At 63.2% G+C, this 24415-nt stretch carries 21 protein-coding genes; 8 read left to right on the forward strand and 13 right to left on the reverse strand.

The genetic code is table 11. From position 1 onward, the window contains the following. Nucleotides 1-37 precede the first annotated feature (37 nt). The gene (locus WJU18_RS13280) at nt 38-1021 is read right to left on the reverse strand and encodes a LysR family transcriptional regulator (protein ID WP_423460509.1); all 984 of its coding nucleotides are present in this window, start codon (nt 1019-1021) and stop codon (nt 38-40) included. A gap of 101 nt (nt 1022-1122) precedes the next feature. Between WJU18_RS13280 and ilvD the strand changes: the two genes are divergently transcribed. The 7 genes from ilvD to WJU18_RS13315 all read left to right on the forward strand — a co-directional run bounded on the left by ilvD (nt 1123) and on the right by WJU18_RS13315 (nt 10318). Beyond that, the gene (ilvD, locus tag WJU18_RS13285) at nt 1123-2979 is read left to right on the forward strand and encodes a dihydroxy-acid dehydratase (RefSeq protein ID WP_423460510.1); all 1857 of its coding nucleotides are present in this window, start codon (nt 1123-1125) and stop codon (nt 2977-2979) included. Nucleotides 2980-2998: 19 nt separating this feature from the next. Further along, nucleotides 2999-3772, forward strand: coding sequence for a two-component system response regulator CreB (gene creB / locus WJU18_RS13290; protein ID WP_423460511.1), 774 nt, complete (start codon nt 2999-3001; stop codon nt 3770-3772). Between the two features lie 19 nt (nt 3773-3791). Beyond that, nucleotides 3792-5261: a two-component system sensor histidine kinase CreC gene (creC, locus tag WJU18_RS13295; protein ID WP_423460512.1), complete on the forward strand. Its 1470-nt coding sequence runs from the start codon at nt 3792-3794 to the stop codon at nt 5259-5261. 265 nt (nt 5262-5526) lie between these two features. Next, on the forward strand, nt 5527-7542 hold the full coding sequence (locus WJU18_RS13300) for a VIT and vWA domain-containing protein (protein WP_423460990.1): 2016 nt from the start codon (nt 5527-5529) through the stop codon (nt 7540-7542). Nucleotides 7543-7559: 17 nt separating this feature from the next. Beyond that, entirely contained in the window at nt 7560-8465 is a 906-nt protein-coding gene (gene xrtQ / locus WJU18_RS13305) for an exosortase Q (protein WP_423460513.1), read from the forward strand. Nucleotides 8466-8567: 102 nt separating this feature from the next. Continuing rightward, on the forward strand, nt 8568-9047 hold the full coding sequence (locus WJU18_RS13310) for a hypothetical protein (RefSeq protein WP_423460514.1): 480 nt from the start codon (nt 8568-8570) through the stop codon (nt 9045-9047). Beyond that, entirely contained in the window at nt 9044-10318 is a 1275-nt protein-coding gene (locus WJU18_RS13315) for a biosynthetic peptidoglycan transglycosylase (protein ID WP_423460515.1), read from the forward strand. Before WJU18_RS13310 ends, WJU18_RS13315 begins: the two co-directional genes overlap by 4 nt. Before the next feature lie 2 nt (nt 10319-10320). On the opposite strand, the gene WJU18_RS13320 is transcribed toward WJU18_RS13315, so the two are convergent. The 8 genes from WJU18_RS13320 to WJU18_RS13355 form a co-directional block, all read right to left on the reverse strand. Continuing rightward, complete coding sequence (locus tag WJU18_RS13320) at nt 10321-11247, reverse strand: catechol 2,3-dioxygenase (protein ID WP_423460516.1); 927 nt, start codon at nt 11245-11247, stop codon at nt 10321-10323. 45 nt (nt 11248-11292) lie between these two features. After that, the gene (locus WJU18_RS13325) at nt 11293-11649 is read right to left on the reverse strand and encodes a 2Fe-2S iron-sulfur cluster-binding protein (protein ID WP_423460991.1); all 357 of its coding nucleotides are present in this window, start codon (nt 11647-11649) and stop codon (nt 11293-11295) included. Between the two features lie 16 nt (nt 11650-11665). After that, on the reverse strand, nt 11666-12727 hold the full coding sequence (locus WJU18_RS13330) for an NADH:ubiquinone reductase (Na(+)-transporting) subunit F (RefSeq protein ID WP_423460517.1): 1062 nt from the start codon (nt 12725-12727) through the stop codon (nt 11666-11668). A gap of 40 nt (nt 12728-12767) precedes the next feature. Further along, nucleotides 12768-13124 (reverse strand): phenol hydroxylase subunit P4, encoded by a 357-nt coding sequence (locus WJU18_RS13335; RefSeq protein WP_423460518.1) that lies wholly within the window; start codon nt 13122-13124, stop codon nt 12768-12770. Nucleotides 13125-13165: 41 nt separating this feature from the next. Further along, nucleotides 13166-14713, reverse strand: coding sequence for an aromatic/alkene/methane monooxygenase hydroxylase/oxygenase subunit alpha (locus WJU18_RS13340; RefSeq protein WP_423460519.1), 1548 nt, complete (start codon nt 14711-14713; stop codon nt 13166-13168). A 29-nt stretch (nt 14714-14742) separates the two neighbouring features. Next, complete coding sequence (locus WJU18_RS13345; protein ID WP_423460520.1) at nt 14743-15012, reverse strand: MmoB/DmpM family protein; 270 nt, start codon at nt 15010-15012, stop codon at nt 14743-14745. Nucleotides 15013-15073: 61 nt separating this feature from the next. Beyond that, entirely contained in the window at nt 15074-16072 is a 999-nt protein-coding gene (locus tag WJU18_RS13350) for an aromatic/alkene monooxygenase hydroxylase subunit beta (protein WP_423460521.1), read from the reverse strand. Further along, nucleotides 16063-16290, reverse strand: a complete 228-nt coding sequence (locus tag WJU18_RS13355) for a phenol hydroxylase subunit (protein WP_423460522.1) — start codon at nt 16288-16290, stop codon at nt 16063-16065. The genes WJU18_RS13350 and WJU18_RS13355 overlap by 10 nt, the downstream gene beginning before the upstream one ends. Nucleotides 16291-16555: 265 nt before the next feature. On the opposite strand from WJU18_RS13355, the gene WJU18_RS13360 reads away from it, so the two are divergent. Beyond that, nucleotides 16556-18244, forward strand: coding sequence for a sigma 54-interacting transcriptional regulator (locus WJU18_RS13360; RefSeq protein ID WP_423460523.1), 1689 nt, complete (start codon nt 16556-16558; stop codon nt 18242-18244). Between the two features lie 68 nt (nt 18245-18312). Here the strand turns inward: WJU18_RS13360 and WJU18_RS13365 are convergent, their stop codons facing one another. The 4 genes from WJU18_RS13365 to WJU18_RS13380 form a co-directional block, all read right to left on the reverse strand. Next, the gene (locus WJU18_RS13365; RefSeq protein ID WP_423460524.1) at nt 18313-20496 is read right to left on the reverse strand and encodes a molybdopterin-containing oxidoreductase family protein; all 2184 of its coding nucleotides are present in this window, start codon (nt 20494-20496) and stop codon (nt 18313-18315) included. Next, nucleotides 20493-22145 carry an FAD-dependent oxidoreductase gene (locus WJU18_RS13370; RefSeq protein ID WP_423460525.1) on the reverse strand — a complete coding sequence of 551 codons (1653 nt, stop codon included), beginning with the start codon at nt 22143-22145 and terminating at the stop codon, nt 20493-20495. The genes WJU18_RS13365 and WJU18_RS13370 overlap by 4 nt, the downstream gene beginning before the upstream one ends. Before the next feature lie 50 nt (nt 22146-22195). Continuing rightward, entirely contained in the window at nt 22196-23170 is a 975-nt protein-coding gene (locus WJU18_RS13375; protein ID WP_423460526.1) for a Bug family tripartite tricarboxylate transporter substrate binding protein, read from the reverse strand. An 89-nt stretch (nt 23171-23259) separates the two neighbouring features. Continuing rightward, a complete protein-coding gene (locus WJU18_RS13380) occupies nt 23260-24402 on the reverse strand; it encodes an acyl-CoA dehydrogenase family protein (protein ID WP_423460527.1) in 1143 nt (380 codons plus the stop codon). Nucleotides 24403-24415: the final 13 nt, after the last annotated feature.

A 24415-nucleotide genomic window follows, 5' to 3' on the forward strand; every position in this document is an offset into this window, starting at 1 on the left:
GGCCCCTGAATATATATAGGGCGAATCCGTCATTTTCTCATGGCTCCAGCAGGTTCGGGCCACCCCTGGGACCGCCGAGCTCCAGCTCGGCGCCCCCAAGGGGCGCTTCAGACTCCTGAACCACCTGCAGCCAGCGCTGCAGCACCGGCGGGTCGTGGCTGGTAGCCCACAGCACGCTGGTTTCGCAGGCGGGCAGGGCAGGGGTGCCGGGCGTTTCCTGCAACTCGCGGTACACCACGCCGGCACGCTGAAGCTGGCTGACGCTTTGCGGCACCCAGGCCACTCCCAGCTCCGCCGACACCAGGTTGACGATGGTCTGCATCTGGATGGCCTCCTGTGCCACGTTCAACGCGTGGCCGGCCGCGGCATAGCAGGCCTGCAAGCCGTCATGGATGGCCGGGAGAATGGCGCGGGGGAAAAGGACCAGCGGTTCGCGGCATACCTGCGCGAAGCGCAGCGGCCCTTCCCCGGTGAGCGGGTGCTGCTGGGGCAGGGCCAGCCACAGAGGTTCCTGGCCGATCATCTGACGTGCCATGCCGGGCGGCGCAGGCTCGTCGTGGGCATGGAGCACGATGCCGGCATCAATGCGCCCTTCGCGCAGCAGTTGCAGCTGTACGTCGCCGGTGGCCTCGGTGAGTTCCAGGCGCACGCCGGGATTCATGGCGCGAAATGTTCTTACCCACTGCGGCAAGCCGCCAAAACCCACGGTCGAGACAAAGGCCAGCCGCAGCAGCCCTACCTCGCCGCTGGCGGCCGCGCGCGCCTGCTCGGGCATGGCCAGCGCGCGGGCTACCAGATCCTGGGCCTGGGGGAGCAGGGCGGCGCCAGCCGCCGTGAGCTGCACGCTGCGCTTGTTGCGGTCGAACAGGCGCACGCCCAGCTGTCTTTCCAGGTTGGCAATGGCCTGGGTCAGCGGCGGTTGGGTGATGTGCAGGCGTTGCGCTGCTCGGCCGAAATGAAGTTCTTCCGCCACCATGGTGAACTGCCGCCAGGCGCGGATATCGATCAGGGGTAGACTCATATGTAAAACATATTAATTGAAGTCCTTAAAGGTATTGGATCAAATTAGCCGGAAGTTTCATACTAGGGCTGTTCTCTTCAATCCAATTCGATAAACCCACGATGCCCGTATACCGTTCCAAAACTTCCACCGCTGGCCGAAACATGGCCGGCGCCCGCTCGTTGTGGCGCGCCACTGGCATGAAAGACGAGGATTTCTCCAAGCCCATCATCGCGGTGGTCAACTCCTTCACCCAGTTCGTGCCTGGCCACGTGCACTTGAAGGATCTGGGCCAACTCGTGGCGCGCGAAATCGAAGCAGCCGGGGGCGTGGCCAAGGAGTTCAATACCATCGCGGTGGACGACGGCATTGCCATGGGGCACGACGGCATGCTGTACTCGCTGCCCAGCCGCGACATCATTGCCGACAGCGTGGAATACATGGTCAACGCCCATTGCGCCGACGCCATGGTCTGCATTTCCAACTGCGACAAGATCACGCCCGGCATGCTGATGGCCGCGATGCGGATCAACATTCCAGTGATTTTCGTGTCCGGGGGGCCCATGGAAGCAGGCAAGGTTCGCCTGGCCGTGCCTGGCACCCAAACCGTGCAATTCAAGAAGCTTGACCTGATCGACGCCATGGTGATGGCTGCCGACAGCAAGGTGAGCGATGCGGATCTGGCTGAAGTGGAGCGTTCTGCCTGCCCCACTTGCGGCTCCTGCTCGGGCATGTTTACCGCCAACTCCATGAATTGCCTGACCGAGGCGCTGGGCTTGTCACTGCCGGGCAACGGAACCGTCGTGGCCACACATGCTGACCGCGAGCAGCTTTTCAAGCGCGCCGGACACCGCATCGTGGAACTGGCACGTCAGTACTACGAAAAGGATGATGCCTCGGTGCTTCCTCGCGCGGTGGGCTTCAAGGCGTTCGAAAATGCGATGACGCTGGACATCGCCATGGGCGGCTCCACCAACACCATCCTGCACCTGTTGGCTATCGCGCAAGAGGCCGACATCGATTTCGGCATGACCGATATCGACCGCCTTTCCCGTACCGTGCCGCAGCTTTGCAAGGTGGCTCCCAACACCAACAAGTACCACATCGAGGACGTGCACCGCGCCGGTGGCATCATGGCCATCCTGGGCGAACTCGATCGGGCGGGCAAGCTGCACACCGACGTGCCCACCGTTCATGCCGAGACCATGCGCGAGGCGCTGGCGCAGTGGGATATCACCCGCACCAACGATGAGGCGGTGAAGACTTTCTACATGGCCGGCCCGGCTGGCATTCCCACGCAAGTGGCCTTCAGCCAGAACACGCGCTGGCCCAGCCTGGATCTGGACCGTGCCGAAGGCTGCATCCGTTCCTACGATCATGCCTTCAGCAAGGAGGGCGGCCTGGCGGTGCTCACTGGCAACATCGCCAAGGACGGCTGCGTGGTCAAGACCGCAGGCGTGGATGAATCCATCCTGGTGTTCGAGGGGCCGGCTCACGTGGTCGAATCTCAGGACGAGGCCGTGGAAAACATCCTGGCGGATCAGGTGAAGGCGGGCGATGTGGTCGTGGTGCGTTACGAAGGCCCGAAAGGCGGCCCCGGCATGCAGGAAATGCTCTACCCCACGAGCTACATCAAATCCAAGGGCCTGGGCAAGGCATGCGCGCTGCTGACCGATGGGCGTTTTTCGGGCGGTACTTCGGGCCTTTCGATCGGCCATTGCTCGCCCGAGGCGGCGGCAGGCGGCGCCATCGGCCTGGTGAAAAACGGCGACCGCATCCGCATTGACATCCCCAACCGCACGATCGACGTGCTGGTGAGCGATGAAGAGCTTGCCAAACGCCGCGCCGAGCAGGACGCCAAGGGCTGGAAGCCTGCCAAGGCACGTCCGCGCAAGGTATCGGCGGCGCTCAAGGCCTATGCCAAATTGGTAATGTCGGCCGACAAGGGCGCCGTGCGGGACCTATCCCTGCTGGATTGAGAGCGATTACTATCGAGGCATGCATGATGCATTGCCCCTGATCCTGGTCGTCGAAGATGAGCCCGGCATTGCCGAGACCATCCACTATGCGCTGGCGTCCGATGGTTTCGCGCCGGAGGTTTGCGCCAGTGCGCGCCAGGCCATCGAGCGCTTTGCCGACAGCCCTCCCGCGCTGGCCATTCTGGATGTCGGCCTGCCGGATATGAGCGGGTTCGAGTTGCTGCGCCGCCTGCAGGAGCTGCCTGGCGGCAAGGCGGTGCCGATGCTGTTTCTCACAGCGCGCGCGAGCGAGATCGACCGCGTGGTAGGGCTGGAGCTGGGAGCTGACGACTATGTCGCCAAACCTTTTTCTCCGCGCGAACTGGTGGCACGCGTGCGCACCATTCTGCGGCGCAGCCAGCGCATCCCGGCGGAGCCCGTCCAGGCTTCGGAGCCTCACCAGGCTTCACCAAGTGCAGCAAATGCCCAGACGGGCGGTGACGCAGAAGGCGGCGCATCTGCCTCTGATGGTTCTTTTCAACTGGATGAGGAGCGCCGCCTGATCCGGTATCACGGCCAGCCGCTGGCCCTGTCGCGTTACGAATACGGCCTGCTGGCGACCCTGATCCAGCGCCCTGGCCGCGTGTTCACCCGAAGCGAGCTGCTGGAGCGCGTGTGGGATGAGCCAGGGGAGAGTTTCGACCGCACCGTGGACGCTCACGTCAAAACCCTGCGCGCCAAGTTGCGGGCCGTGCGGGAAGACGAAGATCCGATCCGCACGCTGCGAGGCATCGGGTACGCGTTGAACCAATGACGGAGCGTAGAGTCTCCAGGTGAGCCGCCGCACCCGTATCTTCCTCGCGCTGGTGGCGGTTTATGTCATCGGCATGGCGACGCTGCTGTACCAGTTGCTGGGTGATCTCGATCCGCGGTACCGCGAATCCGCCGAAGAAGGGCTGGTGGAAACCGCGCAGCTGCTGGCTACGGTGATCGAGCAGGATGTGGACCAGGGGGCGCTGCCTCCCGACCGTATTGCCGCTATCTTTCGGGATTTGTACGCACGGCGTTTCTCGGCGCAGATCTACAGCCTGCACAAGACCCGGGTGGAGCTGCGCGCCTATGTCACCAACCGATACGGTACGGTGGTATACGACTCTACCGGGCGTGATCTCGGCAAGGACTATTCTGCATGGCGTGACGTGCGCAACACCCTGCGCGGAGAATACGGCTCCCGTACCACGCGCGACGTGCCGCAGGATCCGAAGAGCAGCGTGATGTATGTCGGCGCGCCCATCCGCTGGCAGGGCGAGATTGTCGGCGCCGTCAGCATCGGCAAGCCGGTGCAGAGCCTGGGGCAGTTCGTCTCCGCGGCGCGCGGCAACATCATCTCGGTGGGAATGGCGTCGGGCTTTTCGGTGGTGTTGCTGGCCTGTGTGCTGTCGTTCTGGCTGATCCGGCCGCTTGGCATCACCAGCGATTTGCTTTCCGCGCTTCGCACCGCCTGGTGGCGTGATGCCGAGGGCCGGCGCCATTTCAGTCCGCGCCGCGCCTGGCGTGCCGTGCGCGCGCAAATACGCGCCGCCGCGCAGGAGCTGCGCGACGCGATCGCCGGACGCAATTACGTGCAGGAGTATGTCGAGCAGCTCACGCACGAGCTGAAGAGCCCCATCTCCGCTATCCGCGGTGCCGCCGAGCTGTTGCAGGAGCCCAGCATGCCGGCCGAGCAGCAGCAGCGCTTCGCGGCCAGTATCGCGCGCGAAACCCGCCGGCTGCAAGAGGCCGTGGACCGCATGATGGAGCTCACCGCACTGGAGAGCCGCCGCATGCTGCAGGATCAGGAGTGTGTGGAGCTGCCGCCGCTGTTGCATGAGTTGGCCGCTGGCGCGCGTGCCCAGGTGCCAGGGTTGCGTGTCGATGTGCGTATCACGGCCGACCTGGCGGTGGAGGGCGATCCGTTCCTGCTTCGCCGCGCGATCGGCAACCTGCTGGACAACGCCGTCGGGTTTTCCACCCCGGCGGGAGGCGACAAGCCCGACATCGTGCTGAGGCTCGCGCGCGAGGGCCGCATGGCCCGTATCGAAATACGCGATCACGGCCCCGGCGTGCCTTCCTTTGCCGAGAACAAAGTGTTCGACAAGTTTTTCTCGCTCGCGCGCCCTGGTTCGACCAAGCGCAGCACAGGCCTGGGGCTCGCCTTCGTACGCGAGATCGCCACGCTGCACCAAGGCAGCATCACGCTCGGCAACGCAGGTGATCCCCCTGGCGCGCTGGCCGTTCTGCGCTTACCCCTGCTGAAAGCTTGACCGGTTCCCTGTAGGCTGGCGCTGCGCTCAGTGCCAACCAACGAAAGCCCAGTGCTCCTCTGGTGACTTCACACACACTTCACACAAAGCGCACATAGCGCGGGCGATTTTCCCAACGCCTTCTCGCACGCTTCTTCACCGCTTCGAAGGCGGATTGCACAGTGGCAGTCATGACATCGACCACTGAAAGGAAGACCCCATGCGTGCTGCCGTAATGATCATCAAAGCCGCTCCGGCCATCGTGGCCAAGCGCATCGCCTGGCACATGGCACTGGCCGCGCTGGTGCTGCTGGCACCACCCACCCGCGCCTTGGCGCAGGCGCCAGCCAAGGCGGAAAGCCCGTATTTCTTCGTCCAGGGTGCACAGCCAGGTGTGGATGCGCTGCCGCTCAAGCGCACCGACGTCAAGGTGAACATCAGCGGCGTGATCGCTGACGTCGTGGTCACTCAGCACTACAAGAACGAAGGCACCATGCCGATCGAGGCCAAGTATATTTTTCCGGGCTCTACAAAGGCCGCAGTCAACGGTCTTAACGTGCGCGTCGGCGAGCGCCTGGTAGCGGCGCAAATCCGTGAGAAACAGCAAGCCCGGGTAGAGTACGACGACGCCAAGCGCCAAGGCAAGACCGCCGCGCTGCTGGAGCAGCACCGGCCCAACGTGTTCCAGATGAATGTGGCCAACATTCTTCCTGGCGACGACGTACAGGTGGAGCTGCGCTACAACGAATTGCTGGTGCCTGAGGAAGGGCAATACCAATTCGTCTTTCCTACCGTCGTGGGGCCACGCTACGCGGGATCTGGCACGGCTGCCGAAGGTTTCCCGGCCCAGCCTGTGTTGCACGCCAACCAGCCGGGTCCCAGTGCCTTCAACCTCAAGCTTGAGCTGGCCAGCCCCATCGGCATCCAGGAGATCCGCTCTCCCAGCCACGCCATCGACACGGAGATGCAGGGGCAACGCGCCAGTGTGCAACTGGCGGCCAGTGCGTCGCGCGGCGCGAGCCAGAGCAATAACCGCGACTTCATCCTCGACTACCGCCTGGCCGGTGCGCAGATCCAATCGGGTGTGTTGCTGCAACGCGGCGAAAAGGAGAACTTCTTCCTTGCCATGGTGCAACCGCCCAAGGCCGTCCCGCCAGCGGCCATCACGCCACGTGAGTATGTCTTCGTGGTCGATATCTCCGGTTCCATGCACGGTTTTCCGCTCGATACAGCGAAGGCGCTGATGCGTGAGCTTCTCGGCAACCTGAAAGCCGGCGATACCTTCAACGTGCTGCTGTTCTCCGGCAGCAACCGCTTCCTGGCACCGCACTCGGTGCCGGCGACGCCCGCCAACGTCGACGCCGCCATCCGCACCATCGAGCAAATGGGCGGCAGCGGTTCGACGGAGTTGCTGCCGGCTTTGCGCCGCGTGTATGCGGAGCCCAAGCCGGCCGACCTGTCGCGTACCGTGGTGGTCGTGACGGATGGCTATGTCACCGTGGAAAGCGAGGCTTTCGCGTTGGTGCGCAAGCATTTGGGGCGGGCCAACGTGTTTGCCTTCGGTATCGGTTCGGCGGTCAATCGCCACCTGATGGAAGGGCTTGCGCGTGCTGGCATGGGCGAGCCGTTCGTCATCACCCAGCCGAACGAAGCCAAAGCCCAGGCCGAGCGCTTCCGCCGCATGATCGATTCTCCCGTGCTCACCAGCGTGACGGCGCGCTTCGAAGGGCTGGATGTTTATGACGTCGAACCCCCAGTGCTTCCCGACGTGCTGGCTGAACGTCCCGTCATCGTATTCGGCAAGTGGCGCGAGCCCAGCCAGGCGGGCAAACCGGGCGCCGAGCCGAAGCTGCTGATCGAAGGTCGCGCCGCCAGCGGTGAATACAGCCAGGCACTGCCTGTTGATCTGCGTGGCGTGGACGCCAGTTCCACCGCGCTGCGGTATCTCTGGGCACGCCATCGCATCGCGGCCTTGAGCGACGAAGAGGCTTTGACCGGCGGTGACGCGCAGAAGGCGGCGATCACGCGCCTGGGGCTGGATTACAACCTGCTGACCCAATACACCAGCTTCATCGCCGTGGACAAAGTAGTGCGAAACCCAGGTGGCCAGGGCGCGACGGCGAACCAGCCCAGCCCCCTGCCTGAAGGCGTCACCGACCGCGCGGTAGGCGAGGCCAGTGCGTTGGGGGCTTCCGTCAGCAGCACACCCGAGCCCGCCGCCTGGGCCGCCATGCTGGTGGTGCTGGCAGTGATCGCCGCGCAAGCCGCGCGCCGGCGCGAACGCCGGACCTTCACAGGCTGAACACGGGCGGAGCCATCATGATGTCATCTCTCCTGCGGCGTCACCCGCCCGTTCTGCGCGGCGCCATGCGCATCGACCGTGCCCCGGCCTGGCTGTGGATCGTACTGCAAACCGCCGCGCTCTGGCCCACCTGGCGATGGATGGCGGTGCGCGTGATGGATGGGTCTGACGACCCGCTGGGGCTGCTGGCACTGGCCGCCCTGGGCACGCTGTTGTGGTCGGTGCGCGGGCAACTGCGCTGCGCGCCGCGCTTGGCCTGGCTGGCCGCGGCTTTGGTTGGAACGTTGGCTGCGACGTCGATGCGAGGGACGGTGACGCCCCTCGTCACCAGCCTGCTGGCGGTCATCAGCTGGGCTTGCGGGCTGCTGGCATTCCTTCCTCAGGCGCGCCGTGGCGCCATGCAGGTGCGCGACGGCGTGCTCTGGCCTGCGCCACACCATGCGATCTCTGCCGTGCCGGTTCTGGGGCTGGCGGTATTGGCGCTGCCGCTGATAGCTTCGTTGCAGTTCTACGCGGGTTACCCGCTGCGAGTGCTCACCGCCGAAGCCAGCCGGTGGCTGTTGGCCGCAGGGTTTGCTGTGCAGCGCGAGGGCAGCAGCCTGCTGGTCAACGGTCAATTGATCATCGTGGACGCGCCTTGCTCTGGCGTCCAAATGGCTTGGATGGGGTATTTCACAGCCTGTGCGGTGGCCTTGTTCAAAGGGCTCGGCGATCGCGGCTTCGGATTGCGCCTCCCATGGGTGGGGCTCACGGTACTGGTCGGCAATGTGCTGCGCAACACCCTGCTGGTGGCACTGGAGGCTTCGGGGTATGCCCCATCGCCAGCCGTGCACGAAGGGATTGGTTTGTTGGTATTGGCTGCTGTTTGCGGGGCCATCGCGGTCCTGATGGGGCGACTGGCTGAGGGAGGCAGACATGGTTGAGAATTCATTTCAAAATCGCGCGCTCGGCAAGATCCTGTTTGGCGGCATCATGCTGATCTGCACATTGGCGGGCGCATTTTCAGGGGGCGTGAACCGGAGCCGGTGCACGGGATCCAGGCCAGCGAGCTGCCGTTGCATTGGCAGGGCACGGCGGTGCGCCCATTGGCACTGTCCGCGGTGGAGCAGCGCTTTGCCGACCGTTTCCCCGGGCGTATCTCCCGCTTGACCGATGGCCGCCAGATCATCGTGCTGCGCGATGTGGCCGCACCTACTCGCATGTTGCACCCCGCGGCAGATTGCTACCGCGCTCTGGGCTACCGCATCGAGGGGGAGCACCTCGAGAGCATCTCCTTGCATGCCGGGGCGATGGCGTCGGAGGGGGCTTTGGCCAATGATGTCCGGCGCTGCTTCATCGCCCGCAAGGAGGGGCTCGCGCTTCGGGTATGTGAACAGATCGAAGATGCGCGCGGCCAGCGCTTCGCCGACACCTCGGCCTGGTACTGGGCCGCCGCCATGGGGCAGTCCAGCGGCCCGTGGCGCGCCGTCACGGTTACGCAGGCTCTGGGTAGAGGCTCCGTATGATCCGCCGTTTGGCCATCATCCTGGGCTGGGCGTTGCTCGCGTTGGCCATACTGCTCGGCGCGTTGTGGGCCACGATATGTATTGCACTGGCGCCGCCCGCCGGTGAATGGGCGACCACGGTCGGCCGGGGCCCGTTCAGGTTGCAGGCCAGCGTGCCGCAGCTCGTGTGGCTGGCCACCACGCCGTCCGTCGGCCGCACGCTCGATGGCCTGCGGGTACCCAGCCGCATGGGGCCCGTCACTTTCGGGTGGGTGCCGGCTGGCTCGGAAGGCCCGGATCCGATCCTGACGCTGCACTGCGAGCCGTGCACGCTGCCTTTGCCAGCCAGTCTGGGGCAGGATTGGCTGACGGTGCCCGCCGCCCAGATCACCCTTTCACGCGGAGACCATGGCGCACACCGCCTGTACGGCACGCTGCTGCTGGGCGCCGTGTCCCCTCAAGGCGAACACGCGGTCATCACTGCGCAGTGGCAAGCCCGCCGCGAAGGCCCCGGTTGGGAGGTGGCCATGCGCTGGCCCGAGGCTCCTGCACGGCACTGGATGGCCTTGCTGGCGCCTGGCCTGCCGGAGTTGCGCACGGCGCGCATAGAAGGCAGCGTGGCGGCCGTCGCGCACCTGCAGCTGCCGGAGGGGAGGTTCGGGTTGACTCCCCAGGTGCAGGGCCTCACCGTCAGTGGCCTGGGTACCGAAAACTGGGCGCATGTGCAATCGTCCTGCGGGCCGCACCGTCTGTTCAAGCCGCGCGGTTGGCTGGCCCGCTCCGTGCTGGCGGCTGAAGATCAGCGTTTTTACGAGCACCCTGGCTACGATCTGGAGGAACTGATGGCATCGCTGGCCTCCAACGAACGGCAAGGCGCCATCCGACGCGGCGGCAGCACCCTGACACAACAGGTCGCCAAACTGATGGTGGCCGGAGACGAGCGCACATTGACGCGCAAACTGCGTGAGCTTCTCTACGCATCGGAGATGGAGCAAACCCTGGGCAAGGCGCGCATTCTGCAGCTCTACTTGAATCTGGCGCCGTGGGGCCGTACATCCGAGGGGCAACTCGTCTGCGGTGCTGGCGCCGCTGCACGGCATTACTTTGGCGTGCCGGTCGACCGGCTGAATGCACGCCAGGCTGTCGCCTTGGCGGCCATACTGCGCAATCCCGAGCGCGAGGCCAGCCCGGACCGCCTGCTCTGGGTAGCTGAACAGGTCCGCGGCGTGCCTGCGTCGCAACGGCGGGCGCTGGTCCAGGAACTCCGGCTGAGCCAGGAACGCCCGGCCTAGGCTCAAGTCACCACGCTCAGGAACGCATCATTGAGCTTGCGGTCGTGGTAGAAAATGCCGCGGCCCACTTCTTCCCAGCTCCAGGTGATGGGCGGGTTGTCGGGGTACCACTGGTAGCCGCCGGTGAAGGTTTCCAGGCGGTTGCCCGATGGATCGAAGAAGTAGATCGTCGTGCCTTGGGTAATGCCGTGGCGTGTGGGGCCGACATCAATGGAAACGCGGTGGCGGCTCATGATGTCGGCGGCGCGCAGAACCTGCTCCCAGCTCTCCATCATGAAGCTGACGTGGTGCAACCGGTCGTCTTCCGGGTGCCGGACCATGGCCAGATCATGCGCCTTCGTGCTGCACGTGAGCCAGGTGCCCAGATCGGTTTGGCCGTCCTCGAGCTTCACACGCTCCACCAGGCTGAAGCCCAGCACTTCGGAGAACAATTTGAAATTGCCGTCAATATCTCCGCCATAGATCAGCGCATGGTCCATGCGCACCGGGCGGATGCCCGGGCCGTCGATCACGTCCACTTCGGGGTCGTGGTAGCCGCAGATGCTGGCCATGCTCTTCTTCTCGGCGTACAGCTCGATCGTGTGCCCGGTAGGGATCTTGAAGCGCACGCGCTCGCCGGTTTCAAGCATTTCCCCAGCGGGTATGCGCTCGGTCTTGACGCCGGCTGCTTGCAGCTTCCTGTCGTACTCCTCCAGGACGGCCTTGCTTTGCACCTTGAAGCCGAAGAAATCCATGCCAGCGCGCTCGGCCTGGCGCAGCACGATGCTGTTGTGGTCGTGCTCCTGGCGGCACTTGAAGTACACCCGGCCCGACGGATCGCGCCCGGTTTCCACCAGCCCCATCACCGTTGTGTAGAACTCTACGGATTCGTCCATGTCCAGCACGCGAAGCTGCGCGTGGCCGGGACGCAAAACACCTGTCATTGCCATTTCAAGTCTCCTTGTATCTTCTTCAGGTTGGGGAAATCGTGGGAATCAAATCTGGGGCTGGGTGTCGTTGGGCAGCCCTGTGGTTCTGCTAACGTTCGTTCTGCAAACGTTCTTCTTCATCTTTCCGAGCACCGCGATACGCAGATCGCTGGCCGGTTTGATGCGGCAGGAGAGCACGCATCCTGCGGCCTCCTCGTCCGCGCTCACGTGTTCGCGGCTCATCACCCGCCGGGTGTATTCGCCTTCGATCACGTGCACCTTGCAAACACCGCAGCCGCCATTTCGGCACCCCACCGGAATGCCTTTTCTACCCAGCGCTTCCATGCCTTCCAGCACGGAGCGAAAGCTGGCGCAGCGGTAGCTTTCCCCGGTTTCATCCAGAGTGACGGTGTAGCTCATGATGCTCATCTCGTGGGACTCAGATGTTTCTGAACAGCGGGCTGCGCACCTGCTGCGCATCGGCTGCCGAGATGAACTTCTCGGTATAGATGTCGCGCTCGAACAAGCGCCCTTGCATAAGGGTGTTGATGCAGGCGTCGATCATCAGCGGCGGGCCGCAGAGATAGGCCTTGCGGCCGCGGAAGTCGTTGTGGAAGTGCGCCTTGGCCGCCTCGTGCACGAACCCCTTGGCGCCTTGCCAATCGGGCGCGTCTGATGAAACGGCCGCCACGTAAGTGAAGTTGGGGTGCTGCTCGGCGAGGGCCGTGAATTCTTCGTGGTGGTAGAGCTCATCAGGGCTGCGCGCCCCATTGACCAGCACGATGGGCTGGCCGCAGCCGCGCGCCAGCAGATCCAGGATCATGGAGCGAGGGCTGGAAAGGCCCGAGCCTCCGGCCAGGAACAGGTAACCCAGCTGGTCTTTCGCATGCGCTGATTCGCGCACGAAGAACCGCCCATAAGGCCCTGAGAGCTTCACAGCGTCGCCGCTGCGCAGGATCTGGTGCACCCAGCTCGTGCCCTTGCCCCCTGGCACCATGCGGATGTTGAGTTCGATCTCGCTGGCCTGCCCAGGGGCGCTGGCGATCGAGAAGGCGCGCGGTGCGCTTTCGCCGGGAATGTGCAGGTTGATGTACTGGCCAGCCTGAAAATCGATTGGCCTATCCAACTCGATCCACACGCCCTTGATGGTGGGCGTGAGATCCTCCATGCGCGATACCGTGCCCCGGTAATCCTGTACCGGCAGGATGCGGGCATCGGGATCCTCTTCGATATCAGCCTCTATCGTTACGTCCGACTGCAAGGTCGCGCAACAAGCCAGGCATTGCCCTTCGTCGCGCTCATAGTCCATGAGTGCGAAGGTGCTGGCTTCGCCGTGGTCGACTTCGCCGTCGGAGACGGTGATCTTGCAGGTGGCGCACAGGCCGTGGCAACACGCGTGGGGCAGGTAGATGCCGGCTCGCAGGGCTGCATCGAGGATGGTCTGGCCGTCCTCGACGTCGAGCACCTGGCCCAACGGTTCAATGGTGAGTTGATAGCTCAAGGCTGCCTCCCATTCTGAAGTTCGGGAAGATCAAGGCCGCTCAATGCGCGGTACCCTTGAGCCCCGTCAGGCCAGGCGTGCGAAAGCGGATCACGTCCTTGTGGCCCAGCCCGTTTTCCGCCAGGGTCTTGTCCATGTCCGGTTTCCACGGCTGCCCGGATTTGAACCACTCGGCCTGATTCCAGTCGATGCGGGCAAACTCCGGGTGGGCGCCGAAGATACCGGGAAACGCCCCGTGGCACATGTCTGCGAACTTCATTGTGGGCGGCAGCGGCACGGCGAAAGGGGCGCAGAACATCTTGTGGTCTTCCCAACCGAAGAACAGCAGGGGAGCGGGGAACTTGTCGACACCGTCCTTGGGGGCAAACTCGTACTTGCCGATGGATTTGACAGCCATTTGAGGTCTCCTTCGAATCAATTCAGCCAATCAATGGCCAATCAGTTGCCGGTAGCCTGCTTGCGCCACTGCTCGAAATTCTTCTTGTCGGGCGAGTCGGCGTAGTCGAGGTTGTCCTCTCCCCAAGTCATCTTGTACCAGCGCAGCACTTCTGCCAAGGGGTTGAAATCGGGGCTCGTTGGATCCGCATCGGGGCAGAAGCAATTGCCCTGGTAGATCTGCTGCACGGGCAGCCAGCTCTGGCTGTATTTCTCCGGCTCATGGTCAAAGATGTCCTTGCAGCCATCGGAGCAGAAGTGATACTTCTGGCCGCGCCAGTCGGATTCGCGGTAGGCGATCTTCGTGGGGTCATCCGGCTCGGTGAAGAACATCGGAATCTGGCAGGTCTGGCACAGCATGGGCAGTGTGGCGTTGTAGAAGCGCCGGCCTTCCTGCTGTTCCTTGGCGTAGTGTTCCCAGAGGGGGCGGTAGTGCTTGTTGAAGGTGTCCGGGTACTTCTCGCTCAGCCACTTCATCTCGTCTTCGCTCGGTGCCCAGGTGTGGAAGGGGGCAGCGGCGCCATAGTTGTAGAACACGTTCCAGGCTTGGTGGCTGAGGTGGTCCTTCTCCTTGCAAGCCTGCTCCCACCCCTTCGGCGGGCGCAAGCCATAGCGAGCCAGATCAGCGAACAAGGCGCCGCCGCTCTCTTCGGCGTAGACCTCCCAAGCTTCTTTCCAGCTCATGACACGCTTGGGCAGCATGTAGTCCATCATCATCGCCACCAGCGTCAGCACACGGTAGCCTCGCCAGAACCACTTGTCCATCCACGCCTGCACAATGGGGAGGTTGTCCGGATCCTGCTCCAGGATGAACTTGATCATCTCCAGGCCCAGCGTCATGTGGCGGGATTCATCGGATTGCGCCGAGAAGCCGAAAGCCATGGCACCCATGTCACCGTTGTAGGCCGCACCGCTGATGAAAGGCACGAACAGCAGGTTGGTGAGCACGTATTCGAACGCGAACCCGATGGCGATCATGAACTCGAACGGGCCCGAACTCACGGCATCGTCGAAGAACGATTTCGGCACGCTCAAATACCAGACGCGGTCGTGCTGGTGGCGCCAGTTCTGAAAGCCGTTGTAGTGCTTGTTGTAGTTGGAGAGCGAGTGGATCTGCGTCTGCGCGTGGCGCATCTCGTCCAGGCTCTGCATCAGGCAGGCCACGCGGGGGCCGGCGCCGGCAAGCTGGCGGCCGACATGCGCGAAGCCCCGGTGCGCCATGTATTCAAGCGGACTCACGCCCGTGAGGAACAGCTTGAGCGCATTGATGTAGCGCGCGTCCGTCACGCTCAGATGGCCGTTGTTCTGCGTGAACGCGTCCATGATGGCGTAGAGCTTGCGCTCTTTTTCCGCCTGGTATTTCCAGTACGCATCCATCGTCATGCGGAACGGGTCTTCAAACTTGTCCCAGTCATGAATCTTGATGCCCTCATACTCGATGTATGGGAAGACGTCCTGCACGGCCTGGTAGGTGGGGGTCCAGGCCAGATCTCGTGTCATCAGGTTGTAGCGGTCCTTCAGGCTCAGCTTCTTGTTGACTTTCATGTCCATGATGGTCTCCTTCTGTGCGGGTGTGTGGGTCACTTGCCCCAGCTGAGGGCGAATTCGTCGTCGGTTTCGTCGATGTGGCCGGAGAGGGTGATCAGGTTGACCTGCAACTCCTGCAGGTCGAACTCGCGGCCCAGCTCTTCCTCCACGGTGCTTTTCCTGATGACCAGCCGGCTGGGCACGTCGATCTTCACCATGGCGGGTTGCTCGTTGACGATGGCGGCGGGGTTGTCCGCCACGATGGCGCTGACAATGCCGCGCGTTTCCTCGTTGCGCTGAAAAGCAATGAATACGTTGGACATGGGGACTCCTGTTCAGTCGTTCTGAGAGGCGAGGGGGCTTTGAACACGCTCTAAAGGGCGGTCAGGCCGGAATCGCCAGACCGGCCTTGTTCATCCGGGCGTCGAGCGTGGCGGCCACGCGCTCCAGCGCAGCGATGGAGCCTTCTCCCAGGCCCAGCCTGGCGACGGGACCGAGCGCTTCCAGGGCGCGGGCACGCCACTGTGAATACCATTGCGACAGCAGCGCCTTGTTCTCTGCACTCTCGGCGGCCGCGGTCTTGATCACGGAATCGACCCATTTGCACGCATCCTGGAACCACTCGGCCTGAAAGCGCGTGAGCATGGCGACCGTGGGGCCTGCCTGGCTGGCCAGCGCGTTGTCCACTTCCTTGTAGGCCAGGCCGAAGAGCAGGCCGTCCAGCACGACGTTCTGTGCCACATAGAGTTCGAACCAGTCTTTCATGACCAGCGTGTCTTCCACCATGTGGCGCAGCTCCTGCCACGCGGGCGCTTCCATCCAGGCGTGCTTGCCTGCTTCCAGGTCTCCTTGCTGACCGAGCAGCAGTCCCAGGCGGGTAAGGTATTGGGCGATGCCGAGCTGGTCCATGGCCGCGTACAGGCACGGCTGGGTAAAGGCGGTCCCGTAACCGTAGGCGCATTGCGATGCACCATTCAGGTTGGCGCCCCAGGCCACGTGGCGCAGCGGCACATAGAAATCCAGCGCGGTGCGGCGGGCAGCGTCGTCATACTGATCGGCCAATCCGCGTGTTTCGACGAATTCGAAGTCAGCTTCCGCCGTTTCCTGCATGCGGGCGCGTGCTTGCGTGTAGGTGCCGTAGTACAACTGGCGCGGATCTTTCAGCGCGTACCAGTCTTTCATGATCACTTTGGTACGGGAGGGGTCGAAGAGCTCGTGCTCGGGGTCCCATGTCGGCCGGTAGTGGAAATTGGCGCTGGCCTGCACGTCCATCGTTCCCTCGATGTAGCGCGAGGCTGCCTTGTCGCTGCCCAGACGCTCGGCGATATGCGTATAGGTCTGCCTCAAAGGCGTGATGCTGACGGTTCTAAGATCTATTTGCATGGCGTGCAGTCTCCTGTTGTGGTCTCGGGCAGGGCTCCCACGGTCGGCGTGACCTGCTGGTCTTTGCAGAACTGCTCGAATTCCGCGCGGCGCATCAGCATCTCGACGAACAATCGTGGATCGCCCATGGCGAACTCGAACTCCACCAGCCCATCCGCACGCACATTCACGATACGGACAAACCGCTGCAGAGGATTGAAGGTGGAGGTCTCGGTCATATCGGCGTGATCCTTTGGCTTCAGGAGGTGCATGCGGCGTGCCATGCCGTCCTGAATTAGGATAAATATCGATAAATTTAGGGAAAACCATGACTAAATCAATGATTTCCGGTGCTTCATCCCATGGAAACTTGTAGTCTGGACGGTGTTTCTCCTCCTCGAATCTCATGATTTCATGCAAACACTTGACGGGATTTCATGATTTGATGAAATGCGGGGACTGATTTGCGCCTCCCAGACCTCAAAATAGAAAATATCGATAAAAATGCCCGATCCATCCATGCCCGGTGACCAGGATTTGCGCCGCCTGGTCCAGTTCTCGAGCAGCGACGGCCGCATCTGGCTGGCCGGGCAGCGCATGCTGCTGGTGCACGCGGCCGCGCTGAAATCGCTGCGACGGGAGTTAATCCACACGCTCGGCCCCAGCGCCACCCGGCGTCTGCTGCTGCGGGCCGGCTTCGCTGCCGGTGAGCAGGATGCCGCGCTGGCACGCCAGATCCGTGCGGGCCGGCCATTGCATGAGATGTTCGCGGTGGGGCCGCAATTGCACATGCTGGAAGGCGCGGTCCAAGTTACCCCTGAACTCATGGAGCTCGATCCAGCCGCAGGCACCTTTCACGGCATTTTTCGCTGGGATCATTCATGGGAGGTTGAAACCCATGTGCGCGATTTCGGCCCGCAGACTGAGCCTGTGTGCTGGATGCTGCTCGGATATGCCTCGGGCTATACGACCGGCTTCATGGGAAGGCCCGTGCTCTACAAGGAGGTGGCCTGCGCCGCCTGCGGCGCGGCGAGTTGCCGCATAGAAGGGCGCCCTGTAGCCGATTGGCCCGACGGCGAGCAACTGGCGCGCGACTACGACCCCGATTCCATGCTGCTCAAGCTGGAGAGCCTGGCCTCGCAAGTGGAGTCGCTGCGCAGCAGCTTGCAGGCGGCCGATGATCTGGGCCCCCTGGTGGGGCAGTCACGTCCGTTCGCTCAAGCGCTGGAGCTGTTGCGCAAGGCAGCCGGCACGAATGTGACCGTGCTGCTCACGGGCGAGACCGGTGTTGGCAAGGAGCGCTTCGCCCGAGGCCTGCATGCCATGAGCGCGCGCAAGGACAAGCCCTTCATCGCCGTCAATTGTGCTGCGCTACCGGGCGATCTCATCGAGTCTGAATTGTTCGGCGCCGAGAAAGGGGCCTATACCGGTTCGGCGGCCAGCCGGCCGGGGCGTTTCGAACGCGCCGATGGCGGCACCCTGTTCCTGGACGAGTTGGGCGAGCTGCCCCTGTCAGCGCAAGCGAAGCTGCTTCGCGTGCTGCAGGACGGCGCAGTGGAGCGGCTGGGCGCGACTCAGGCGCGCAAGGTGAACGTGCGCATCGTGGCGGCCACGAACGTCGACCTGGCCGCAGCGGTGAAAAGCGGGCGCTTCCGGCAGGATCTGATGTACCGGATCGACGTCTACCCGATCCATATACCGGCTTTGCGCGAACGCCCAGACGATGTCGAGCTTCTGGCCCGGCACCTGCTGCAGCGCTTCACCACCCTGCACGAAAAGGCGGTGGCCGGGTTCACCGACCGTGCCCTGGATGCGCTGCGGCACCACGATTGGCCCGGCAACGTGCGTGAGCTTGAAAACCTGGTGGAGCGTGGCGTGATCCTTGCAGGCACCGGTGAAATGGTGGATGAAGGTGATCTGTTCCCGTCGTCACCGCGCCGAGGTGAATTGACGGTGAATCAGGCAGGGCAACTGGAGCAGTGCCTCCATGGCCCCGCAGCGACCCTGGCCCAGAACGCGCTGGGCCAGGGCGTGCGCCTGGACGATCTCGAGTCTGCCCTTATCCAGGCTGCGGTCACAGCAAGCGAAGGCAACCTGTCAGCCGCCGCGCGCACGCTCGGGCTGACGCGGCCGCAGCTGAGCTACCGGTTGGATCGGATCAAGGCGAAAGAGGCTGGATCAGCACTGTCTTAGGAAGGTAGGCCCCTTCTCATTCGGCTTTTTTGCGGTGTGACTTGAATTGACCAAATTGATAGAACCCATCATCTTTCAGGCTCGGCGGGTGCTGAGAAGCCCATCCGCCTGATCGCTACGGGAACATTGGTCATTCGTGGCTGTCCCGTGAAGCGATCAAAGCTTTGGTCAGTGGCCACCAGCCGGTTGGGGCTCGACCCAAAGATGGCCGGGTCGGCCAACGGATCCTGGGGGGATCCGTGCCCGAAAGCGATCGAGACCGTTCTCCGCCGGAGGTGCGCATCGGGCGCCACGATGGCGCGGATCACACCGAGTGGTGACGAGATGGAAACTTCGTCGTGTTCGTCTACGCCTAGATCGAGCATGTCCTCGGGGTGAAGATAGGCCGGGTTGTACGCCAGTCCCTTGTTGGATGCCGCCTTCCGTGTGGAATTGTTGAAATGGTTCGCGCGGCGGCACAGCATCCGATAGGGGTAGCGAGGGTCTTCAGGCTCTGCTGACTCCTTGATCGCTTCGTTCAGCATCTTCATCATCTCCGGATGCCCGATATCCAGCCGGTCGGTATTGGCTGGATCGCCGGCCTCGACGACGATCAGATGGTTGTCAAAAATATGTCCCCCCGGATAGCGCTTGACCGTTTCAAGCGGGACACGGCTTCCGGCTGTAAACCGCGTCAGCAATTCCTCGGTCGTGGGTTTGGCATCGAAATGAATCTTGGGAGAGGAGGGCGGATGCCCCCATGGCCGGACATCCACTGGGTAGCCCATCCGCACCAGCAGCTCGTAGAAGATTTCCCACTCTTCCATCAGATCCGAGCCGGGCGGGCGCGGCACGACCGCGTCGGCGTACTGGGAGTGCGCCATGGCCTGGCCGTAGCCCGCACGCAGCGCGAGATGCTCTGTGCCGATCGATGATGCCGCTACCTCCAGCGGCAAGGGAGGAGGAAGTACGTAGTGTGCAAGGCTCGCGGATTGCGAATACCAGGGATCGATCTGAACGAAGAGTTCGAGCTTGCCCAGTGCCTCGACTACGCGGCGCTGATCGGGAAAGGCGATCGAGGGATTGCCGCCCCAACTGAACAGCACCCGTACCTGCCCTTCGCCTGGTGTGAGGATTTCCTCCGCCAGCGCCGCGACGGGCATGCCCGCGCGCGACTGTTTCAGCCCGCGCATTCGCATCCGGCCATCGAGCGCCCAATGGGCGTCGGGCGCGCGCGCCTGGGCCCGTGGACGCACGGGCGGTAGCAGCGAGGGCGAGGCCTTGATGGTGTCACCAGCGCGCATCCATCGGCCACAGAGAGTTTCAAGCACCTGCACGAAATACTCGACCAACGTGCCCTGGCCCGTCATGTGTGGGCCGGTCCCGGCCATGGCGTAACCACGGCGCGCGCGCGCATACGTGCGCGCGGCCTCGGCGATGTCTTCGGCACGCAGCCCCGCCGAGTTGGCTACGCCTTGCACGTCGATTGCCTGCAGCGTCTGTGTCAGCGATTCAAGGCCGTTGACATGTTGCGCGGCGAAATCCCGGTCGAAGAGCTTCTCCGCCAGGATGACCTTGATCATCGCGGCCAGGATCGGCACGTCGTGGCCTGCCGCTGCCTGAAGGTGAAGCGAAGCAAGCTCGGCGACCTCCGTCCGGCGCGGATCGATGACAATCAGCTTGCAACCGGCGGCGAGTTGATCGACAAGCCAGCGCCGGGGTGATCCGGCGGGAAGCCCTGTGTAGGTGTTCCAAGGGTTGATGCCTATCAGCAGGATGGCTTCGGGCGCATCGAATCCCTGCAGCGGCGCACCCCATGAACCGAGGAACGATGGCGCGACGTGCTTGCCGCCTTTGTCGATCGTGTTGGGGTCGAATCGCATGTTCGTGCCAATGGCATCGAAGAAGGCGTCGAAGAAGGGCGCGGAAACGGGGCGGCTACCGACGGCCGCCTGTGTGCCCCAATACGCGGCAACGGCGCGCGGGCCGTGCTCTGCAACGATCCGGCGGATCTTGGCGGCGATCTCGTCGAGTGCGGCGCCGCTGCTTATGCTTTCATGCGTTCCGTCAGGACGCCGGCGCAGCGGACGCAGCAATCGGGCCGGATCGGTGAGAGAGGAGCCCTGCGAGCGGCCTTTGACGCAGGTATACCCCTTGTATTGCGGATTGTCTGGATTGCCTTCCACCGAGCGGACCTTGCCGTCTTCGACGAGCACGTTGATCGAGCACTGATTGATGCAGCATCGGCAGATCGACGTCTTGAGTTCCATCATGGCGCCGGCTCCCCCGCGCCGATTCTTGCCATGTCGCCGCGATGCACCAGTTTCACGCGAGGGCGGCGAACCAGTTGTCCTTCCGCGCGCTCGTGCCGATCAATCGCACGCCAGTGCGCGAGTCCGCTGCTTCGTGCAATCGCCTGGCGCAGCCTGTCCGATGCAGGTCCGCGTTGATTCAGTTTGCCGGCCAGATGATCCTCGAGCAGCGCCGTGACTATCTCGCGCGCGCAGCTGCGGTTGCTGCCCATGGATCCCGAAGGCCCACGCCTGATCCATCCTGTGACAAAGAGACCGGGCAGCGCGCCATTGGTCGCCGGATCGGTCACTCGTCCGCCGACGTTCGGGACAGCACCTCGGCGCTCGTCGAAAGGCAGCCCGGAGATGGCTGCGCCGGCATAACCTACCGAGCGCAGGACGAACCCGGTATCAAGAATGTCTTGCTGACCGGACGCGGTGGCGACGATACGCCCGTCCGGTCCGCATTCGAGCCGGTTGTGAACCAGGCGGATGGCCGAAACGCGGTCTTCGCCGCAGATCTCGGCCGGAGAGCGCTGGAACAGCAGCCGCAGTGTCCTGCCTCCTTTCGGCGCCTTGCCCGCAAGCTTTTGAAGAATGTCCAGCTTGGTGGCACCGGCCCAATTGCGGGCGGTCGCGCCATCGCTGAGCGGTTCGACCTGGAGTGAGAAATCGCGGGACGCGGCCAGGCCAAGAAGTTCAGGGGTGGTGAATGCTGCTTCGGCAGGCCCCCGGCGGCCGAGCACGACGACTTCCTGCACACGGCTTGATGCCAGCACGTCGAGGGCATGGTCGGCGATGTCGGTTCGCCGCAGCGCATCGATATCCGAGGCGAGAACGCGCGCCACGTCGAGTGCGACATTTCCATTCCCGATCACGACCACGCGTTCAGTGTCGAAATCGAATGACCGATGCGCAAAATCAGGATGCCCGTTGTACCAGCTCGCGAACTCGGTGGCCGAATAGCTGCCTGCCAGATCCTCCCCCGGTATCCCGAGCCGGCGATCCGAAAGAGCACCCGTTGCAAAGATCACTGCGTCATAGGCGCTGGTCAGATCGCTCACGCTGATATCGCGGCCGACTTCGGTTTCCAGTACCAGCCGCAGACGCGGGTCATCAGGAAGGCGCTCGAAGATGTCGGTGATCTGCTTCGTCTTGGGATGATCCGGCGCGACGCCGAAACGCGTCAACCCCCAGGGCACTGGCAGGCGTTCGAACATGTCGACGGCGATGTCGACGCCTGCGTCGAGGAGATATTCAGCGGCGAAGGCTCCGGCTGGCCCTGAGCCCACAATCGCGACCAACAGCTTTTCCCGCCGGCCAGGATCGCCCGGCATCTGCCGGTCCGCCCGCCGCGGGATGTAGCGCGGCGCTTCCGCGCTTTGGAAAAAACGTGCGTTGAGTTCGCGGAATGCTTCGTCTTTTTCCGTCAGACTGTAATCGGCGACTATCGCCCCGACGGGGCAGATGTCAAGGCAGGCGCCGCAGTCGATGCAGACGCCGGGATCGATGAAAAGCATCTCTGCCGCCGCAAAGCCGGACTCAGACGGCCCTGGATGGATGCAGTTCACTGGACAGACATTCACGCAGGAAGCGTCGTTGCAGCATGACTGTGTGATGACGTGGGTCATTCTCAATATGCCAGGCAGTGCCGGCTGATGCGGGGGAGAAGTTGCGGTGCTTACTGCGGCTTGAGCTTGGCCACTTCGATCATCTTGCGCGCGGTGGCGACGTCGGCTTTGATCGAGGCTGCAAACTGCTGAGGGTTCTGCAGTTCCGGTGTGATCTGCGCGCGGGTCATCAAGTCGGTCACGCGCTTGTCGCTGCTGGCCTTGGCGATCGCGGCGTAGAGCTTTTCCACACGGTCTTGCGGCGTGCCCACCGGCACAAGAAAGCCATACCAGACCGAGGCTTCAAACTTCGGCTGCCCGATGGCTTCCGCCAGGGTGGGCACATCAGGCATGTCGGGCAGGCGCTTGGCGGAGCCGACAGCCAACGCCTTCAACGTACCCGCCTTGATGTATTGCAGCGCAGCCGGCACGGAGACGAGGCTGAGCTGGACCTGGCCACTCAGTGTGTCGGTCATGGCCTGCGCAGTACTTTTGTATGAAATTTCCTGCAGAGGCAGGCCCGTGTGCAGCTTGATCAGTTGCGTGAACAGTTGTCCAGGCGAACCCACGCCGGAGGCCGCGTAGTTCGCCTTGTCAGGATGGGCCTTGAAGTATGCCGCCATTTCCTGCCAGGTTTTGTAAGGCATGGCATTGGCAGCCACTGCCACCAGCGGCACCGAGCCCACTTTGGCGACGGGCGTGAAGCTGCTGATCGGATCGAACGGCTGCTCTTTCTGGAGAAGGGGTGAGATCGCGAATGGCGGATGGGCCGCGATCATCACCGTATAGCCGTCTGGCGTTGCCCGGGAGGCGTAGTTGGCACCGATGATGCCACCCGCGCCTTCGCGATTTTCCACCACTACAGGCTGGTTGAGCTGCGTGCGCAGCACTTCCGAGTATTCACGGCCCAACTGGTCGATTCCGTTGCCAGCGGCAAACGGAATGACGAGCTGCATCCGTTTGCTGGGAAAGGCCTCCTGTGCGAAGCCGGGAAGGGCAAAGGCAGCCGCTGCAACAGCCAGGGCGGCACGTCGGTTGATCTTCATGCTTGTCTCCAGGTTCTCTTAAAATCGCTACCATGTATTATGGGTGACCCAATTGATTGGGTCAAGATCCATACACTGTGATGAACAGATCAGGTGTTCAGAAGTTCGCGGGAAATCACCAACCTCTGGATTTGATTGGTGCCTTCGAAGATCTGTGTGAGCTTGGCATCCCGCATCCAGCGCTCGACGGGGTAGTCTCGCGTGTAACCATAGCCGCCGAACACTTGCACGGCATCGGTGGTGACTTTCATGGCCATGTCGCTCGCGAAGCATTTGGCGACGCTGGCCAGGTAGTTCAGGCGGCTCCAGTTACCTGAAACCGCGGCGTCGGCGCACTGATAGACCAGACCGCGTGCGGCCTCGATCTGTATCGCCATATCGGCCAGCATGAACTGAATTCCCTGAAAGTCCGAGATCTTGCGCTTGAACTGCTGGCGTTCGCGTGAATAGGCGACCGCCGCATCCAGCGCGCCCTGGGCCAGGCCCACGCACTGAGCTCCGATGGTGGGCCGGTTCATATCGAGTGCCCGCATGGAGGCCCGAAAGCCTTTTCCTTCTTCGCCAATCAGGTTTTCCGCCGGTACCTGCACGTCGTCCAGGAAGATGGGGGTGTTTGGAGCGCCGTGAAAACCCATCTTGCGCTCGTGCCTGCCGAAGGTGATGCCTTTCATGTTCTTGGGTTCGAGCAGGAACGCACTGATGCCGGCACCGCCTGGTTCGTCGCTGGTGCGAGCGTACAGCATGATGTAGTCGGCTTCGCAACCGTAGCTGCACCACTGCTTGCGTCCGTTGAGCACATAGTGATCGCCGCGGCGGACCGCCCGCGTGGCGATGGCGCTCACATCCGAGCCTGCCTGAGGTTCGGAGATGGCTGTCGCGGTCACGGTGCCCTGACGGGCCAGCAACGGAAGGAAACGCTGGCGCTGCGCTTCCGTTCCGAAGTGGAGGAGCGGCATGACCACCATGGTGTTCAATCCGGCCAGCGTGGCGCAAGCGGGCGATACGCGCGAGATCTCTTCCCGGGCGATGCACATCATGGTGAGGTCTCCGTTCGGGCCCTCGTACTCTTCAGGAATCAGCAGTTGCATGAGGCCCGCGTCGCCGAAAATCTGAACCAGCTCCCGCGGAAAGCGGTCGGTTTCATCAATTTCCGCAGCGATAGGCGCGATGTGGCGCTCCACGACGCGCCGCACGCTGTAGCGGAAGGCTTCCTGTTCTTCGGTAAATCTCATTCGGTTCTCTTGT

This window comes from Ottowia sp. VDI28 (assembly GCF_049532675.1).
GTDB lineage: Bacteria > Pseudomonadota > Gammaproteobacteria > Burkholderiales > Burkholderiaceae_C > Ottowia.